The sequence below is a fragment of the Haloglomus litoreum genome (genome assembly GCF_029338515.1).
In the GTDB taxonomy this organism is placed as follows: domain Archaea; phylum Halobacteriota; class Halobacteria; order Halobacteriales; family Haloarculaceae; genus Haloglomus; species Haloglomus litoreum.
The window spans coordinates 1346881-1363207 of sequence record NZ_CP119988.1; the positions used below are offsets into that span (position 1 = coordinate 1346881).

Below are 16327 nucleotides of genomic sequence, written 5' to 3' on the forward strand. Positions count from 1 at the left end.
AGCCCTTCTGGCGTTGCTGTGGGGGCTTTCCAGAACGGTTTCCAGATAGGGCGTGGGGCGAGGCTACTTTCCGTCCCGTGAGGGCTACCCGTCTATCAGGTAGGTCCGGGCGCGGCCCTTGCCCTCGGCCCGGATAAGGTTGTAGTGGGCCATCTTCTGGAGATAGTTCCGGACCGTTCGGTTGGTTCGTGGCTCATCGATACGGTCGCGGTAGGCTTCGTAGAGAGCTGGGGGCCGGAGCTCTTCTTCCTCGGCGAGAATGTTGTAGAGGATCTGCTGGTGCTCGTTGAGCTTCTCCACCGTCGATTCGGTGATGTTTGCCTGGGCTCGGGGAATCGCGATGTCGAGGATGTCGTCGGTGATGCGCGGGACCTCCCGCCGCTCAGCTTCACGCGCGGCTGCCCGCAGAATCCCGATTGCGACCCGCGCGTCACCGGCGGCCGTGTCTGCGATACGTTCCAGTTCCGGCCGTTCGATCGCACCTTCTTCCAGTCCCCAGCGGACTCGGGCCTCGAGAATCGACACGATTTGCTCGAGACCGTATTTCTCGAAGCGGACGCGGCGGGCACTCTGGAGGCGACTGACGACCCGGTCATCAAGCCGACCGAACAGGTCCTCCTCCCGATTCGCAATCAGGATCATCGAGAGGCCATCAATCGAATAGAGGTCGTACAGCACCCGCGTGTCCTCGAGCTGGTCGACCTCATCTAGGACGACAACGTAGGGCGGGCCGTCGTAGTCCCGGAGCCGTTCAAGTAACTCGTCGTGGGCAGTCGATTGCCGGTGGATATCAAGCGTCTCCCCGATTCCATCGAGGATGCGGTAGAGGGTCCGGAAGCGGGAGTAATCTTGCCAGCAGTTCACCCGCTGGTACTCGATATCGAGGACAGCCTCCCGGAGTCGCTCGAGCGTGAACTGAGCACAGCACGTTTTCCCCACGCCCGAGGGTCCAACCAGCAACGCCGTCTCGGCGGGTTCGCCATCGGTTATTGGCTCGAGTGCGTTCGAGAGGGCGTTGAGTTCCGGGTTCCGATGCTCGACCTCCCGCGGGACCCACTCCGCTTGCAGGACACGAGCATCTTCGATCATCTACCACGTCCCTCTGACGGGAGCGGGATAAGTAGAAGGGGGTCATTTCCAGAAATTCCACTTGTGACTGGACGGTTGCTCTGGAAGTGGAATTTCTGGAAACGACCCTCCTAGGGCCATATGATCGTGGTTCCTGCCCATCGGTATGGGATCCGTTCAGACAGAACTGGAACGTATCGCCCGGCGCCGCATCCGGCAGGCAGTCGCCCGGACGCCGGCCGGCTGCCAGACACTTCCACTTGACACCCTCGCCGAGGAAGCTGCCCTGGAGCCGTCGGTCGTGGCTGCACTCGTGAGCCGGATGGACCTTGAGGTCAAGATTACGGGTCTCGCCGCGGACCTCGATTCGAGCCGGCAGGAAGCCGATGCGTGAGCGCTGTCCGGAGTGTGGGACGCAGCGCCTGGCCCCACAGGAAGGGTGCCAGCGGTGCCCGGCCTGTGGTTGGAGCGAGTGTGGCGGGGGCCGGTGACACTGAGTTCTCGCGCGACAGGGTCGACGCCCGATAGCGCAGGTCGCTTGCTGTTGTCTTCCTCGAGCAGCCTGGTCGGTGCGCTGTCTGGCAGGCGTCGGCTCCGGAATTTCTGGAAAGCACCCGACTCTGCCTAAGTACCCGGCCCAGATACCAGTCGGTCGGCATGATAACCGATGCTCGCGTCCTGGATACGGACTTCGTCCCCAGTGACATCCTCCACCGACATGACGAGCTCAATGCGCTGAGTCAATCGCTGGCGTTGCCGCTCGAACAGCACTATGGCGATCGCTCGTATGTCTTCGGCCCCTCCGGGTCGGGGAAGACCTGTCTTGCGCGCTACCTCCTGCACACGCTTCGGGAGACCCATCCGAAGATTTCGACGCAGTATATCAACGCCTGGCACCACCACGCTCCCTTTGCGTTCCTCTTCCAGCTCGTCGACGGCGTTGGACCAACCCACGATATCGATGAGCGGTCCACCAGTCATGACGAACTGCTCAATCGAGTTCGGGAACGCGATGAGGAGCTCTACGTGGTCGTCATCGACGAGGCCGACCAGTTGGACGACCCGCAACTGTTGTATCATCTCAACCGCATGGCACACCTCCATCTCATCTTTGTCGCGAATCAGGAGGAACAGTTCTTCGCGACGCTTGATGACCGACTCTTCTCACGCCTCAGCGTCGGTGAGCGGGTTCATCTGGACCGGTATAGCGACGACGAGATTCAGGCGATTCTGGAACGCCGGGCCACAGCCGGGCTGGAGCTGAACGTGGCCCCGGCCCCGATTCGCGAGCAGATCGCAGCGCTGGCCGACGGCGACGCCCGGTGTGCCATCGAGATGCTGAAAGTGGCCGCCCGGACAGCGCGGGCGGCCGGTCATACCCAGATTACAACGGGAGATGTGATCCAGGCGGAAACGACGGCTCGTGAGAACCTCCGGCAGAAGACGGTCTCGAAGTTGACGCGACATCAGCGGGTGCTGTATGAGATCCTGCAGGCAGCTGACGAGCCTGTTCCGATGGGGACAGTCAGTGAGGAGTATCGGCACCGAGTAAGCAACCCGAAGACTCGGCAGACCCTCAGGCGGTATCTCAAGAAGCTCGCGAGCTACAATCTGGTCACGATCGAGGGCGCGACGAGCGGCCGGACGTACGCGGCGGTGTAATCTGGGGGCAATCTTTTCTCGGTTCGGGATGGGAGCTGGGATATGACGCTCTGGCTCATCCCGGTCGATGAGGCCTCCTACCGGCGCACGCTTGCCCAACCGGTTGACCTCTCGGATTGGGCGGACCGGCCGCCTGCGTTCCCTGAGTCCGCCCGTGTCTGGGGCGTTCGGACCGATCCCGAACAGGGCTCCTGGGAGCGCAACAAGCGCAGTCTCGAGCGAATGGCGCCGGGCGACCCGTTGTTGATCTACCGGAACTCGGACAGTCGGTATACTGCGACGGGGCGAATCGGGCCGATGACCCACACGGAGTACATCCGGGACATGTACTGGGATGGAGGCCCGGCGCTGGACGTGTTCGTCGTCGAGGACTACGATGACTCGGTTGCTGTCGCGCCTGAGGCGGTCAATCGACTGCTGGAGTACAAGGACGGGTTCTGGCCGCAGGGGCTCTGGGGGGTAAGTGACGACCGGCCGACTGAGAAGGTGGTCGAGGAGTTCGATATCTGAACGGAGGCCATCCCCGGATTTCTCCTCGCTACTTGCATCGTCCGGTGCCTAGGGGACGACGCGTCACTCTACACCTACGGAATCTTTCATCCGGCGACTCGGGAGGCCAGCCAAAGGTAGCCTTTTCCCCGCGCCGCAAATATCTGGAGTAAGCCTGTATGCCGTCTGGTCTACGAAGTGTTGAGTTGGTGGAAATGGGGGTGGAGAGTCGCGATGCAGACGTGCAACAGGCAGACCACGTCGTCGGCGTTGACGAGTCTGGAAACGGCGGCGGAGGGCCATTCGTGATGGTCGCGGTGCAGTGTCCCCGCGAGCGAGGCGAAGATCTGGCAGAACTGCTGATCGACTTGGACCTTCAGCCCTGGAAAAACAAATCCAGCTCCACCCCACCCGGAATGACCAATGCCGATCTCTCGAGTCGAGTTCGGGACCTAATCGACGCGTTTCGAGAGCTTCCAGTCACGTGGCACGCCGTAGCGGGCTGGGGCGACTACAACAAAGATCAACGTGGAATGATCGCCTGTATAGTCACCAGTAAGGCGATGACTGGTGGCTCTGATGGCGAGATCCCCGAGTACACTGGACCAGCGACACTCCTCCATGACGGGGGGCGGCATATGTATGGGACACAGCAGATCGAACTCCGTAGAGCTGCGGCACGGCAGTTCAGCGGATTCGGTGACCGAATTACGCCTCTCTATCTCTCGAATCTAAAACGAGGGGATAAGACATATCCCGAGATCACCGCCGCCGACTACATTGCTGGATACCTGAATAGCCAAATTCCCGAGAGCGGCATCGAGGGGCTTGGATGTGACGTCCAGCGAATTGATAATTCGTGGCGGGCCTCCGATGAAGCCCCGACGACGCTGTACCAGCTACGCACTCGGAATCGGCGCCGCCAGCTCACGAAAGAGGACCGTGCTGCCGCCTGGATCGAAGGACGCCGGCCACCTGAGGAGGGGGCGTGGAACGAGCAACCGCTCGAGTCGCTGGCGGACAGGCTCTGCTCGGAGACGGTACGGAACTATCTACTGGATGAATTATAGATAGTGAAAACCTCCGGACGTCGACACACGTGCGCTGTGACCACACGTGCTTCCCAGGGTAGTCCCCGCCACAAAGGCAAGGGCCTACCCTGCGTCCTCACCCCAACATAGCTCAGCAGCAGGAATAAGTTTTTACCAGTTTAATCCAGGATGTCCGTGTCCAGTTATCCCGGGATATATGGAACCAGTTAACCTGGTAATAGGGGGAGCCAACAAACCGGGATGACCGGGACCCGTAGGACGTGGAGATGTGGGGACGTGGGTGGGCGGAATCTCTTGCGGACAATCGGCAATGGCTGTCTGAAACTAACGATAGCGACTCGTACGTCGGATTTCAGAGCATAGATGGACAGAACTGCATGCACGCCGCTCGCTCCTCAAGAAACTCCGGGATCATATGGAACCGCACATCCCAGGATATATGATGTCGGATGTCCCGGGATTAATGGGTGCACTACTTGCATGGAGCCTGAACTGCGACGCGGGGTCGAACTCCGTCTCAAAGGGCATCTCTACGAGATCGGCAAGACGAATGATGTGGTTCTCGGTGGTCGGCAGGGCTATCCCCGAGCCAAGCAGGGCTATGAGCGCACGCTCCGGGAGGTGGCTGATTGCGCTGATCCAGATACACTGGACCGGGTCGCGGCGTATATCAAGGATGAGATGAGTGAAACCGGTGAGCGCCCATCGAATCGAAGCGTTCGCAGGGCTGCTCGACAAATCGTTTCTGAAGCAGGCTACCCCGCGAGTGCCTATCTCAATCGGGCATAGAGCGTTCTCTTCAAATTCTCCGGTGAACTCTCGGTCTGAGCAAGGCCCGAGGGCTGAGCTAATCACGAACTGAATCACCGCTGATTCGCCCACAACAGTTCGTCGTCAACTGTTGGGTCCGTTCGGTGAACCCACCACCACGGCGTCCTATGTGGTGATATATTCAGTTGACGAATGGTGGCAAGGAATATGGTGCCCCAAATCAACAAATGCCACCTGAGCGATGGTCCAGCCAGATGTTCCGAATGATCTCGTCCAAGATTTTGCGTCCCAGATCGAAGACCAACTAAAAAACGAGTATGACGAGTACGGACCTGGGACCGAGGAAGAATTCATCGACGATGTCGTCGATCTGCTGGACAACATCTGGGCTACAGACGGAACACAGTACCTCATCCATTCGAAAAGCAAGGAACTCCACCAGTCACCATATATCTCATTCTACGGTATCAACAACTTCCCGAGAAAATACATCGAACTCGGTGATATCCTAGTCATCGTCAATTTTCACCTCGGAAATCGCGTCATTCACCGACAGGGGTTCATTTCTCAAGTCAAATGCATCCGGAATTCCGATAAGGGGTATGCGACGTGGGAGGTAGACAAGACCCAGTTCCACTTCGTGAAGGAGCGGCCCAAATTCTGCCTGCAGTTCGACCCGCAAGCAGGTCCCTACGACCTCTCGGAGACCACGCAAACCTTCCTGAACTGTTCCTTCGTCAGTGATGTCCACCGCCCGTTCCTCTACGCTCCAGCGGATATGGATGAGTTCATGCGAGAGATGGCGAACGAGCACCGATTCAACTACGGTCTCAATCCCCCATCCCCGCAGCGGTATCTTCTAACCACACTGAAGCGCCTGATCAGGCGCCGATACGGTACCGAATACGAGTCTGCGTCACCAGAATTCGACCTCATCAAGGATATCTACCGATACGGAAATCTCGGCTCCAGTACCACGCGGAACAAGATCACCGACGGGGGCCAGGTCAGCGATGATGGTGCTGGCTTCGGAATCATCGAGCTGACCGTTCTCGATGATGATTCACTGGTCTATGATGCCGATATTCAGCGGGAGGCTAGCTCGGTGGATCCTGAGGAACGTGCCAACATCGGGTTCCGGGTCGCTGAACTGATCGGCCAGAAGGAGTACGATGGGCCGACTCTCTATTGAGTAAATCTGTGGCTGTGCCATTCGAAAATCTCCTCTGGGAGGACTGCTGGTTACACCTGGCGTGAACTGGCCAATCGTCTCACCCCTCCTCCGTCGGCACGTACACCCGCTTCAACGGTACCATGGCCTTGTACTCCTGGTCGAGGTCGGGGTAGTGCTCTAGGAGGAGCTCGATGAATCCGTCCCGGTCGCGCAGTGTCACGGTGCGGCTGTGGTTTCTGACCTCGCGTCGGGCGGGCGTGGTGTAGCCGCCGGTCGAGACGTACAGCCCTTTCTCGCCCTCGTTGATGGTGCCGAGGAACCGTCCGAGCGCTTGATTGCCGACCGCACTCGTCGTGTGTTTGACCTGGACCTTGATCTGGGGTTCCTCGAAGCCCAGCGCATCCGGGTGGGCGATGACGTCGACGCCGTAGTCCGGGCCCTTCGCGGTCGTCTGTGCGGTGTAGTCCATCGCCCGCAACACGGCGGCGACCAGCTCCTCGAGGTCGCGGGGATCGATATTGGCGATGATGTCGGAGATGCGCTCCTCCGCACGCGATTCGACCTCCTGGACGGCAGTTGTTGTCGCCCGTCCGGACCATCCACGCGGTGTCTGGTTACAATCCTCGTCTGAGAATCCTCTTGATGTTCTCCCGTTCTAACTCTCGTTTACTTTTCCGCTCCTTCTTGGATTTCGTTCCCTTCAGTACTGGGTTGACTCGGGTACCGTCGCGCAACCTGGGTGCGGTGGTGTCGGTCCGATTTGACTCTGTTCCCTTCTGTCTGTTCTCGCGCTCTTCGTCGACCCATTCGTAGAAGCCATGGAAATAGATGATTTCCTCGCCGTTGATTGGGCTCGAAATATGACTATGACCATTCCCAGCGTAGCGGATTACGACTTTCTCTCCAGGAACTCCTCCCGGTACATGGACGATTCCGTTCCTCGGAGTGATGGCTAGCGGTCGGCCACTTCTAGAAATCCTATCAATCTTGACTTGAGCAAACTGTCCTTGGTCGAGCTTCTCGTACATTGGCCATGGTACGATGTAACACTATATGGCTATTTCTTACTTCCACAGTATCGGCAGGCTCTCTACCGTCTGGATAATCCCTTCGAGAAATGCAACCTTGACCCCCGGCCAGCGGTGCCCAGGTTGCACGCCGCTCAGTCTCTCAGCCACGTTAATGGCTGAGGCCCACAGCCTGTCCAGATTCGATATTCTGTTGCTGAGTGGTTCAGTAGAGCCGCTACATCGAGACTACGATCTTTGGCGAAACGCGGTAAAACGCGACAGAGCCACTCACCCGGTAGAGATTACATTCCGATTGTAGCCTGCTCCTCCAACCCGCCCCAGTCCCGTGTTTCCTCTTCCGTAATTACCATCCAACAGATGAGTTGGATGTCCTCCTCGCGAATCCGGGGTTTGGGGTCCGGGCTCTCGAACGGCTCCAGCCCTAGTTCCTCGACCTTCTCGACGAATAGGTTCGACTTCTCCACTGGCCCGAGCCCATCGTCGTTGTAGATCTCACGGAACTCGCGCTGTTCCCGGCGGCTGAGCGGCGCCCCGACGGACTTGCGGGCCCGTTCGGCACCGTCCAGGTCGGTATTGGTCGGCGCGTGCTCGGACAGGTGCTCCTCGACCTCCCGGAGTATCTTCGGGACATCCGGCTGGACGTTCCGTGGGTCGACCTGATGCTGCCACTGGCTGAAGATGTCCCCGCGGGCTTCCTCCCAGGCATCATAGACGCCACCACGGGCCTCGTCCGGGAGCTGGCGCTCGGTTCCTGGGTCGCATTCGATACGCTTCAGACAGCCCAGCGTGTCGCGAACCAGCGGGTCGTCCTCCTCGTCGTCGGGTTCGCCCTCGGTGGATTCGTCGTAGTCCGCGGGGACGAACCGCAGGTAGATCTCCTCCCCGATTCGGGCGCAGAAGAAGAAGCCAGGATGGTCGCCGTACATCCCGGAGCCTGCTGCCCAGGGGAGTGAGGTCACCCGCTCCTCGTGGTCAGCGAGCCCGTTCCGGAGTTCCTGGCGGTACTCCTCGCCAGAGTACGCCGCGGCCTCCTTGCCGCCCTGTTCGTACGCGTCAGGGTCCTCGCTCTGCAGGGCCTCGATATCGGCCTTCTTGTCGGAGTAGTTCCGGTCGACGGTCTCCATGTCGGGGAAGATGCCGCCGTCCTCGCCGATGGTGCGGGCCGCCTGCGTGAGCTTCTGGCGGACTCGGTGCTCGAGGCCGAGTAGGTCGTCGAGCCGGTCTTCGGGGAAGACGCAGTGTGGGAAGATCTCGTCGTGAGGCGAGTTGACGCGGTCGATACGGCCGTTGCGCTGGACGACCCGCATCGGGTTCCACGGCAGGTCGTAGTTGATGACGTTCCGGGCGTCCTGCAGGTTGACACCCTGGCCGAGCACGTCCGTCGCGATGAGGATGTCGTAGTCGTCGGTCGCCCCTTCTGGGGCGTCGGTCGAGCTCGGTGCGAACCCGTGGACAGCATCTTCGCGTGTCACGCCGTCGACGGAGCCGTCGCCGGTAACGGCCGCGATACGGCCCTCGTAACAGGAGAGCTCCTCATCCTTGGTGACGGCTTCCTGCAGGTAGTCGAGCACCCACTGGACGGTGTCTTTGTAGTAGGAGAAAATCAGCACCTTCCGGTTCCGCCGGAAGGCCGCGTCGAACATCGCCTCCTCGGTGGTCCCCGCCCGTGCATCATCCCGCGCGTCGGACACGATGTCGTGGAGGGTATCACGGAGTGCGTGGAGCTTCTCGTCGTCATCCCTGGTTACTTCCGCGGCGCGGTCCCGCCAGTACCGAAGAATCTCGAGGTCGTTCTCGAGGTCGGCACGGAACTGCTCAGGGTTCGCGTCCTCGTCGGTCAGCTGCCGGGCGTTCACCTCGCCGTCGCCGACGCTGTCGAACGCCTCCTCGAACCCCTCGTCGCTGTCCATCTCGACCCACTCGTCGATGGCGTCCGCGTCGGGGGCGTACCCCTCCTCCAACAGCCCGAGCGCGACCTCGTTCTGCGCGACCATCCGCTCGAGTGTGTTCGCGAACGCGTATGACGAGGACTCAAACCGCTTGAGCAGCCCCGTCCGGAGCAGCCCCACCAGCGACAGCTCGGAGCCGTCGTCTTCTCCTTCGAGATAGTACGAGGGTCGGTAACGAGCCAGCTTCAGCTCGGACTCGTCGATGTCCTCGCCGGCCGCCAGCCCCTCAGCGATGTCCTGGAAGAAGTCGTCCCCGAACGTGTTGTCGAAGTCATAATCGATGCGACGCGGGCGCTGTTCGGGGAAGTCGACGTAGATGTAGCCTCCTTCGCCATCCGGGAGCCGTGCCTGGTCGTAGTTGTCCTTGATGAACCGGCGGGTCCGCCGGACAGTCGTCTGGTCGAGTACGTCGAACAGCGACTCCGGGTTCAGCTCCGAGGGGTCCTCGGACTGGGCGCTCTTGAAGCGGTCGCGGAGGGAGCGAATCCCGTCGTCGGCGAACGCCGCGTCATTCCTGATGAAGTAGCGCAGCAGGTAGTAGAGGTCCCACAGCGAGTTGTTCACCGGCGTTGCGGTGAGCATCACCACATCTTTCGGCGGCGTCCCGCGCAGGAGTTGTCGGAGGGCCTGTGACTGCTGCGTGTTCGGATTCCGGAAGGCGTGAGCCTCGTCCAGCACAACCATCTGGTAGTCCTCGATCTTTTGGTCGAGATACACCGAGTCGCCGCCGAGCTTCTGCTCGTTCCGGAGCTGACTGTACGAGATGACCTCGAAGAAGAAGTTCCACTCCGCCCGCACCCGCTTCCACATCCCGTCCCGGAGGTACGCCGGCGCCACGACGAGCGCACGCTGGCGGTTCTGCTGGACGGTCTGTTCCAGCAGCTTCCCGCCGATGTAGGTCTTGCCGAGCCCGACCTCGTCGGCGACGATGACGCCGCCGCGTTCCTCGAGGAAGCGCTGTGCCCGCAGCTTCCCATCCTCTTGGAAGTTCGCGAGTTCGATCTCTCCGTCTCCGTCGTCGCCCTCGGCTTTGAGTTCCTCGCCGTAGCGCTCGTAGAGCACCCGGAGGTAGATGATGTACGGGTCGAATGGCTCGAACCGCTCCTCGTACAGCGCGGCGAGGTCGTAGGGCTCGCTCTCGGCCCAGAGATCCTCGAACCACTCGCTCACGTCCTCGGTCACCTGCGGCTGGTAGGCGCCGAGGTTGAGCTCCAGGTTCGAGTTCAGCCCCGCACCCGTGAAGTTCGAGGACCCCGCGACGACGCCCTGGTGCCCCTCGTCGAACAGGTACGCCTTCCCGTGGACGAACCCGCCCTCGTGGCGTCGCACCTCGACGGCGTCCGAACGGAGCCAGTCCACGAGCTCCCGGAGTCCTTCGTCGACGTTCTCGGAGAACCCGAGCAGGTCCCGGTCCCGCTGGAGGTCATCGTCCAGCGACTGCAGCACCTCGTCAACCTGTTCCTGGTTGTACTGCTCGTCGTCCAGCGGGTCGCCGGGCTGGCGCCACTCCTCGCGGTCCTCATCGTTAGGTTGGGCGCCGATGAGCAGGCGCACGTCGCCGACCTCCTCCAGCCCTTCCCGGACGGAGAAGTACCCCCGCGGGTTGAAGTAGCCCGTCACCACGTCGAGATCCGGTGAATCGCGCAACTCTGCCCCGAGTCCCGACAGGTAGCTGTTTATCGCGGCGGTGAGGGTGTTACCACCACGATTATCGACGAACTGTGGCCGTTCAGTCATCGTCTTGTTCTGTGTGAACGACTTCCGCGGAATCACTTGCAGCCAGTTCCCGGATTCGGTCCCGAAGATTTTCCGAGGCCGCATTTTCTGTGAAGTCACTGAGAACCGTGTCGAGGTCCTCCCGTTCTAGGTCATAACCTTTCGCGACGAGAGCCTCGATTTGGGCACGGATTTCCTCTTCATCAACTGAATTATAGCCGGTGTTACTCGGGACGGGCCGCCCTCCAGGAAGTGTTTCTATTCCTCCCCGTTGGGTCAACTCCGCGGCCAATTCCGCCGCCTGCTTGATTTCGTCGCCACCCCAGTTCGGGATGGGCAGATTGTTTATCATCGGCGCGTTCATATGTCGGTCGACGATTCGGCGCAGCCACCAGTCGCAAGTGAAGCTATTAAAGTAAGCTAGTAGAGCGAGCTGTTCCTCAACAGACGTTCCAGACTCGTGTTCGACGGCGTGAATATATCCCTTACAGTAGACGAAACCCCTCTCGGGGAGCATCGTCGAGATCAGCGTTCTGGTGTTGTCGTTCATCGTGACATAGCGGAACGTCACAGTCGGATGCTCCACCGAGAAACTGATTTCGCCGTCCGACTTCACCATATCATCCTCCTCCTCATACAGTTCTTCGGGATCCACAAACCGCCGAAATTCCTTCTCCTCGTTTATTTGGAACTGGTCGACGCTTCGGGTCATGAACACTCTCCAATGGTGGGGCTCTCGTTCGCTGTTTGAGAGATCGCTGTGAGGGCCATATCCGGTAAAATCCCAGCGGGCGTCGTGCTTCCCTTTGAACCAGCCATCCTCTTGCGAGAGCCGGTGTCGCTGTTCCATTTTCGGGAAGACATCACGCGCACCGCTGTTATCGAACCATGGGACAACCAGCCGATTTTCGGTCGTCAGGTTCGCTAAGTCGTCGTATGAGAGGTGAATTGAGTTCGAGAGAGATATCTCATCAATTGCCTCTTCCCGTTCGATAGCCGGCCAGACATAGGCCCCTGGTTCCTCCTCTTCCGGCGACGTGGTGATGAGGACAATCATATACCGATGTTCCACGTTCTCGAAAATCCATCCGCCACGATTCCTCGCCTGTAGGACAGTCGCCTCAGCATCTTTGAGAAGGCGTCGCCGTAACTGCTTCCACCCCCCTAGCACGAGACACTGGCGAGGCAGGACATACCCGAGTTCGCCTTCATCATTCAATAAGTCCGTTGAGCGCTCCACAAACAGCTTGGCGTAATCGTAGTGACCGCGCCCCTGGTCCTTGAACGAACTCCCAACGTACTCTTGATATTGCTCGCGCTGGAGCTGCTCTCGTTCCTCCTCTTTGGCTTGTTGTGGATACTTTTCCCGGAGTTCGTCCATGTGGTCCTCGCGGCGCGAGGCAGGGATGGTGTTGAGACCGGGATGCCGCGTAACCCAGAACTGCTAAGGTTCGAATCGGACTTTGTCCCATGGCGGGTTACCGACAATAGTGTCGAACCCCGAACGATTCCCCTCAAACACCTCTGGGAACGCAGTTGGGAAGTGGAACACGTCAAACGGCTCCAGCACATCCTGTGCGTCCTCATGCGTTGATAGGCCCCCTGGGTCGTCGATGCTCGTGTCAGTGGCGAGTTCCGTGTTAATATCTTCGTCGATGCGAGCCGCGGTAAGGATGTCCAGACGTGCGCGTACGGGGGCAAGCGAATCGTCGATGCGATCCCGCGTAGCGCGGGCCTCCTGCACCTTCTCCGCGCTCGTGTCCGAGACGTTCTTAGCCTTCTGAATCTCGTCGTCGAGCTCGTCGATGATACCGGAACCGCTGTCGAAGTTACCCAGCGTCACCTGGTCCTCTTCCATCCCGAGTTCGTCGCTCACCTCTCCCAGCGTACCGACGCCGACGAGTGCGTCGCCAGACTGGAGGTTGTAATCGAGGAACGTCAGTGGAAGCCCAGGGACGAACGTGTGGACCCAGAGAGAGAGCCGTGCGAGTTCCGTGGCAAGCTCATTAATGTCTACGCCGTAGATGCAACGCCGGGCGATTTGCCGCCGGAGGAGCTGACTGCGCTCGATGTCGGGCGTGTATTCCTCGTCCTCGAAGGCGGCCTCGGCGGCGTTCTTCAGGTTGTCCAGTTCCTCCTCAACGCCGGTGAGAGTGGTCTCCTGCAGGTAGTTCCGGAACGCTTTCTCGATACGGTCGACGGCGCCGACGAGGAAGTGGCCAGAACCCATCGCGATGTCCGCAGTGCGGAAGTCAAAGAACGCGTCTGCGGCGGCGGCGTCGCCCTCTTCTTGCCGGATGCGGTCGATTCGGTCGAGATGGTCCTCCAGCGCAGGGTCCAGCGAGTAATCGAGGAGGTGCTCGACGAACCGCGTCTTCGTGTAGTACGTGCCGGTGGCCTTTCGCTCGCCGGACTGGCCGTGGAGGTACACCTGCCCCTCCGCGATGACGACCTCGTCGGCATCCTCGGCCGGGACGTACTGCTCGTTGCCGTCTGCGGTTTCGGTGGTGAGGTCTTGGTCGGCAACGGAGAGCTCGGACTCCAGCAAGCCCTCGTAGATGACGCCGAACTCGCGGACCCCGACGTTCCGGAAGTCGACCGGGCCCTCCCAGCCGTCGGGCGTCTCGTCGATGAGGAGGGCTTCGAGGGCGGGCCCGAACTTCGCATCCGTGAGTTCGACTTCCGAGAGCTGGTAGCCGGCTTCGGTCCAGTCCTTGTTTTTCGAGAGTAGTCGACCATCGTAGGCAGGCAGGCCCATCGTCGAAGACCCCTCGTGGATGGCCGTGGTGAGCGTCATCACCTCGTCCCAGAGTGTGGTGAGGTTCTCGTCGTACGCCATCCCGTCGTCGATGTCCCGGGCCTTCTGCTTGATCGAGTACTTGTCGTACTGGTTGTTGCGGTAGCGCGGGAGGAACCGCTCGTCCTCGGCGTAGGCGACGAACAGCAGCCGGTACAGTAGCACCAGCGTCATCCGGTAGGTTTCGTCGAGGTCGTCCTTGTCCGGGTCGTCGAGGTCGCGGGCCTCGGCCAGTGCCTCGGCCAGTTGCGGGACCACATCGTCGTAGATGCGCTCGCGGAGGCGCTCGCCCAGCCCAGTGGCGTACTCCTTCGAGTCCTCCATGATTTCGTGGAGGCTGCCACCCTCCTGGAGCGCGTCACCGGAGAAGAGAAGCCAAAGATAGGCCGCCTGCTCGTCGTCGAGGAGGCGCGTGTTCACCTCAACGTAGGTGTCGGTCTGGCCCCGGGAGCCGAAGCCGGCCTCCGGGTTCGTCGTGTAGAGCCGGAGCTGGTCGCCCGAGCTGCCGATGACGTAGTCGAGATTGCGCTGCTCGGCCTGGCGGAGGGCATAGGCAACCGGCGAGTCGCCGACGAAGCGGTCCTGCTTGTGCTCGAACGACTCCTCTTCTTCGAGGAACACCGCGACGGCAGATTCGCGACCGTCTTCGGTGTGTTTGAGAACGTAGCTGTGGTCGGTGTCGCGCTCGATGGTGTAGTTGAGGCCTTCAAGCAGCTCGCGGGGGTCGTCCGCCAGGGCGTTCTGGGCGCGCTCGGCGGCGTCGGCCCAGTCGTCCCGATTGGGGACACCCTCGGTCAGTTCGTGCGTCGAGAGGAGTCCCTGGTTGTGGAGCCCAGCGAGGTCGTCGGAGAGCTGCGGGATGGTGTCTTTCAGGAAGCTCCGGGCCGAACTGCCGCTCGGCTTGTCGAGGGCTGCCTCGCAGACGCGTTGGGCCTGCCCCGCATCGATATCACGGAACACCATCGGCTCCTCACCACTGGGGCCACAGAGGCCGACCCTGGCACCGCCATACTGCGCGACGATGAGCACCGGCGAGACACGGCCATCCCTGCGATCCGTGTACGTCGTCTGGAGGAACTCCATGGTGGGCTCGCCGTCAGATTCCGTGACGACGATTTCGAGTCTGTTCCCACTCCCCTCCCCCAGGTAGACTTCACACGCGGCACCCGTGCGATCTGATTCCCACGGGATAGCGTCCCCATCTAATAAAAATTCGCCCGACATGAGACGGGCGACGTATTGACTGGACAAATATGTGTGGGTCGGTGGAGTCGTAGTATTGAGATTGAGCGGTAATAGCAAGAGTCTCTGGCAGCAGTCGGCTTGGCCTTGGTCATACTAACTACAGTTTCAGCTACTCACCTGGTAACCGATTCAGCAGATCCGACTGCCTCCTACCGCGGTGGCCACCAGTCCAGTGCCGCGTTGTGCTGCTCGATATGTTCATCAGCCACCAGAGACAGTTCTTCTACTTTCTCCCCGTGTCGCCCGGTCAAGGAGCGCTGGAGTGACTCACTCGCCGTCTCGAATTCCGGGTTGAGCCAGATGCGTCCGGATTCATCGAAGGTCCAGAGGCCGGCGTCAAAGGCCACGTGATGGGTCCAGTCCAGCAGGACGACGTTCTCGATATCTTCGGCCAGCTGCTGATGGTCTGCCCGGCTGAGGATATGCGAGACGGTAAGCAGGTCCGCGTGTTCGATTCCAGAGAGCGGGCAGCGGTGCTCGAACCGTTCGAAGACGGCGCGTCTGAACTCGGCGCTCACGTGCACCTGCGTTCGGCGTGATTCCGAGAGCGTTCCCGACGTATCCTCAGGGTTGTCTCGTTCTGCCCTTTAGGCGATGTCCAGGAGTCGAACCTTGACGATCCTGGTTGTGGGACGGTATCTGGGTCGGCCGCATATTGGAAGAGCGCCTCCTTAACCATGGACGGATGTGAAGCAAAGAGTCAGTTCGTGATACCTGCTCAATTCGCACACTGATAGCTCCAGGACTATCATTGAGAAGGTATATGTTCCTTCCACAACATTTCTCCTCACGCATGGTAACTTATCTCATCTCTGACTTCCACTTCGGTGATAAGTGGATACAATCATGCCGCCGAGATTTTGATACAGTAGAGCAGATGAACACCCATCTCAAGTCACGCTGTCTGGCCGTCGTCGACGAATCCGATGAGCTCGTATTTCTCGGCGATATTATCGGCAAAAATGGAGATGAGAACGAAGCATGGACATGGTGGGGTGAACTTCCAATTGACATCTGGGTAGCAGGCAATCATGACCCGTTCGAACGGTCGGAATTCTCCGACCTTCCACTTCCGCTACACGCTGAATATTCGTTTGCTGCCAACGGGTTCGAATTCCATTGCTGTCACAAGCCGAGTCAGCTCCCTGATGATTACGAGGGATGGGGAATCTACGGTCACAAGCACAATGAGAATCCCGAGGAGTATCCGTTCCTGGATCAGGAATCCAGCAGAATCAATCTTTCAGCGTCCATGATTAATTATGAACCCGTCTCCATAGATGAAATTATATCGTACATCGAAACGGAAGAAAGCTATACTACTCGACTGGATACCGGCTGAAGTACCCCTCTTGGAGCGGTCGTAACCGTAT

The 16327-nt window shown here is 60.0% G+C and carries 12 protein-coding genes and 1 pseudogene; 6 read left to right on the forward strand and 7 right to left on the reverse strand.

The window, feature by feature from the left end:
• Positions 1–84: 84 nt before the first annotated feature.
• Entirely contained in the window at positions 85–1089 is a 1005-nt protein-coding gene (locus tag P2T62_RS06635) for a Cdc6/Cdc18 family protein (RefSeq protein WP_276260612.1), read from the reverse strand.
• A 145-nt stretch (positions 1090–1234) separates the two neighbouring features.
• Here P2T62_RS06635 and P2T62_RS06640 point away from each other — a divergent pair, with 145 nt between their 5' ends.
• From P2T62_RS06640 to P2T62_RS06655, 4 genes are all read left to right on the forward strand, one after another.
• Positions 1235–1462 (forward strand): hypothetical protein, encoded by a 228-nt coding sequence (locus tag P2T62_RS06640; protein ID WP_276260613.1) that lies wholly within the window; start codon positions 1235–1237, stop codon positions 1460–1462.
• A 263-nt stretch (positions 1463–1725) separates the two neighbouring features.
• The gene (locus P2T62_RS06645; RefSeq protein WP_276260614.1) at positions 1726–2730 is read left to right on the forward strand and encodes a Cdc6/Cdc18 family protein; all 1005 of its coding nucleotides are present in this window, start codon (positions 1726–1728) and stop codon (positions 2728–2730) included.
• Positions 2731–2772: 42 nt separating this feature from the next.
• A complete protein-coding gene (locus tag P2T62_RS06650; RefSeq protein ID WP_276260615.1) occupies positions 2773–3240 on the forward strand; it encodes a hypothetical protein in 468 nt (155 codons plus the stop codon).
• 221 nt (positions 3241–3461) lie between these two features.
• Positions 3462–4289, forward strand: coding sequence for a hypothetical protein (locus P2T62_RS06655; RefSeq protein ID WP_276260616.1), 828 nt, complete (start codon positions 3462–3464; stop codon positions 4287–4289).
• Between the two features lie 393 nt (positions 4290–4682).
• Here P2T62_RS06655 and P2T62_RS06660 read toward each other — a convergent pair whose 3' ends face one another.
• The gene (locus P2T62_RS06660) at positions 4683–5138 is read right to left on the reverse strand and encodes a hypothetical protein (protein ID WP_276260617.1); all 456 of its coding nucleotides are present in this window, start codon (positions 5136–5138) and stop codon (positions 4683–4685) included.
• 145 nt (positions 5139–5283) lie between these two features.
• On the opposite strand from P2T62_RS06660, the gene P2T62_RS06665 reads away from it, so the two are divergent.
• A complete protein-coding gene (locus P2T62_RS06665) occupies positions 5284–6234 on the forward strand; it encodes a hypothetical protein (RefSeq protein ID WP_276260618.1) in 951 nt (316 codons plus the stop codon).
• 79 nt (positions 6235–6313) lie between these two features.
• On the opposite strand, the gene P2T62_RS06670 is transcribed toward P2T62_RS06665, so the two are convergent.
• The 5 genes and pseudogenes from P2T62_RS06670 to P2T62_RS06695 all read right to left on the reverse strand — a co-directional run bounded on the left by P2T62_RS06670 (position 6314) and on the right by P2T62_RS06695 (position 15472).
• Entirely contained in the window at positions 6314–6754 is a 441-nt protein-coding gene (locus P2T62_RS06670) for a restriction endonuclease (RefSeq protein WP_337250446.1), read from the reverse strand.
• 76 nt (positions 6755–6830) lie between these two features.
• The gene (locus P2T62_RS06675) at positions 6831–7244 is read right to left on the reverse strand and encodes a hypothetical protein (RefSeq protein WP_276260619.1); all 414 of its coding nucleotides are present in this window, start codon (positions 7242–7244) and stop codon (positions 6831–6833) included.
• A gap of 284 nt (positions 7245–7528) precedes the next feature.
• Positions 7529–10933, reverse strand: a complete 3405-nt coding sequence (locus P2T62_RS06680; protein WP_276260620.1) for a helicase-related protein — start codon at positions 10931–10933, stop codon at positions 7529–7531.
• Positions 10926–14933: pseudogene (locus tag P2T62_RS23420) on the reverse strand (Eco57I restriction-modification methylase domain-containing protein). Before P2T62_RS23420 ends, P2T62_RS06680 begins: the two are co-directional and overlap by 8 nt.
• Positions 14934–15103: 170 nt before the next feature.
• On the reverse strand, positions 15104–15472 hold the full coding sequence (locus P2T62_RS06695; RefSeq protein WP_276260623.1) for an HNH endonuclease signature motif containing protein: 369 nt from the start codon (positions 15470–15472) through the stop codon (positions 15104–15106).
• Between the two features lie 275 nt (positions 15473–15747).
• Here P2T62_RS06695 and P2T62_RS06700 point away from each other — a divergent pair, with 275 nt between their 5' ends.
• On the forward strand, positions 15748–16296 hold the full coding sequence (locus tag P2T62_RS06700; protein WP_276260624.1) for a metallophosphoesterase: 549 nt from the start codon (positions 15748–15750) through the stop codon (positions 16294–16296).
• The last annotated feature ends 31 nt before the right edge of the window (positions 16297–16327 follow it).

What these genes read in the sequence shown, in the direction of transcription:
- P2T62_RS06700 (WP_276260624.1), top strand. Translation starts at nt 15,748, where the DNA reads ATGGTAACTTATCTCATCTCTGACTTCCACTTCGGTGATAAGTGGATA.
- P2T62_RS06635 (WP_276260612.1), bottom strand. Translation starts at nt 1,089, where the DNA reads ATGATCGAAGATGCTCGTGTCCTGCAAGCGGAGTGGGTCCCGCGGGAG.
- P2T62_RS06680 (WP_276260620.1), bottom strand. Translation starts at nt 10,933, where the DNA reads ATGACTGAACGGCCACAGTTCGTCGATAATCGTGGTGGTAACACCCTC.
- P2T62_RS06675 (WP_276260619.1), bottom strand. Translation starts at nt 7,244, where the DNA reads ATGTACGAGAAGCTCGACCAAGGACAGTTTGCTCAAGTCAAGATTGAT.
- P2T62_RS06645 (WP_276260614.1), top strand. Translation starts at nt 1,726, where the DNA reads ATGATAACCGATGCTCGCGTCCTGGATACGGACTTCGTCCCCAGTGAC.
- P2T62_RS06665 (WP_276260618.1), top strand. Translation starts at nt 5,284, where the DNA reads ATGGTCCAGCCAGATGTTCCGAATGATCTCGTCCAAGATTTTGCGTCC.
- P2T62_RS06650 (WP_276260615.1), top strand. Translation starts at nt 2,773, where the DNA reads ATGACGCTCTGGCTCATCCCGGTCGATGAGGCCTCCTACCGGCGCACG.
- P2T62_RS06640 (WP_276260613.1), top strand. Translation starts at nt 1,235, where the DNA reads ATGGGATCCGTTCAGACAGAACTGGAACGTATCGCCCGGCGCCGCATC.